Source organism: Vogesella facilis, from assembly GCF_042648525.1.
GTDB classification, from domain to species: Bacteria; Pseudomonadota; Gammaproteobacteria; order Burkholderiales; family Chromobacteriaceae; genus Vogesella; species Vogesella facilis.
The window spans coordinates 1-1286 of record NZ_JBHRXN010000027.1 but is presented as its reverse complement, the minus strand read 5'-3'; the positions used below and the strand labels follow the sequence as shown (position 1 = coordinate 1286).

The window sequence follows — 1286 nt, the reverse complement described above, 5'->3', positions numbered from 1 at the left end:
TCCATGGCAAACCGTTACTCCTTCTGGAGCCTGCTCAAGCACGGGCTCAAACACCACGAAACCTGGCAACCGGCCTGGCGTACACCGCAACTCAAACCACGCTACGACGTGATCATCATCGGCGGCGGCGGTCACGGCCTGGCCACCGCCTACTACCTGGCCAAGAACCACGGCGTCAAGAACGTGGCCGTGCTGGAGAAGGGCTACCTCGGCGGCGGCAACACCGCCCGCAACACCACCATCGTGCGCTCCAACTACCTGTGGGACGAATCCGCCCACCTGTACGAGCACGCACTGAAGCTGTGGGAAGGCCTGTCGCAGGAGCTGAACTTCAACGTGATGTTCAGCCAGCGCGGGGTGATGAACCTCGGCCACACCCTGCAGGACATGCGCGACATCGAACGCCGCGTCAACGCCAACGTGCTGAACGGCATCGACGGCGTGGTGCTGTCGCCGAAAGAGATTCAGGACATCGTGCCGCTGATGGACGTGAGTGCCAGCACCCGCTTCCCGGTGATGGGCGCCAGCTACCAGCCGCGCGGCGGCGTGGCCCGCCATGACGCGGTGGCCTGGGGCTTTGCCCGCGCCGCCAGCGAGCTGGGCGTGGACCTGATCGAGCAGTGCGAAGTCACCGGCATGATCATCGAGGATGGCCGCATCAAGGGCGTGCACACCTCGCAGGGCGATGTGTTCGCCGACCGCGTCGGCTGTGTCGCCGCCGGCAGCACCTCCACCCTGGCCAAGATGGCCAAGGTGCGGCTGCCGCTGGAGAGCCACCCGCTGCAGGCCTTCGTGTCCGAATCGATGAAGCCGTGCCTGGACACCGTGGTGATGTCCAATGCGGTGCACGGCTATGTCAGCCAGTCCGACAAGGGCGAGCTGGTGATCGGCGCCGGTATCGACAGCTACCTGGGCTACGGCCAGCGCGGCAGCCCGCACGTGATCGAGCACACTGCCGCCGCCATCATCGAGCTGTTCCCCAGCTTCTCGCGCGTGCGGCTGAACCGCCAGTGGGGCGGCATCGTCGACGTGGCACCGGACGCCTGCCCGATCATCGGCAAGTCGCCGGTGAAGGGGCTGTACTTCAACTGTGGTTGGGGTACCGGTGGCTTCAAGGCCACGCCGGGTTCGGGTCACGTGTTCGCCCACACCATCGCCAACGATGCGCCGCATCCGCTGAACGCCGCCTTCGCGCTGGAGCGCTTCAGCACCGGCCATCTGATCGACGAACACGGCGCCGCCGGCGTAGCCCACTAAGCAGCGGCTTGCTCAGCCCCCCCCCCCCC

At 66.5% G+C, this 1286-nt stretch carries 1 protein-coding gene; it reads left to right on the top strand.

Annotated features, from left to right (window positions below; translation table 11 throughout):
- Positions 1–3 precede the first annotated feature (3 nt).
- Positions 4–1257, top strand: a complete 1254-nt coding sequence (locus ACFOLG_RS09630; RefSeq protein ID WP_386091225.1) for a sarcosine oxidase subunit beta family protein — start codon at positions 4–6, stop codon at positions 1255–1257.
- The last annotated feature ends 29 nt before the right edge of the window (positions 1258–1286 follow it).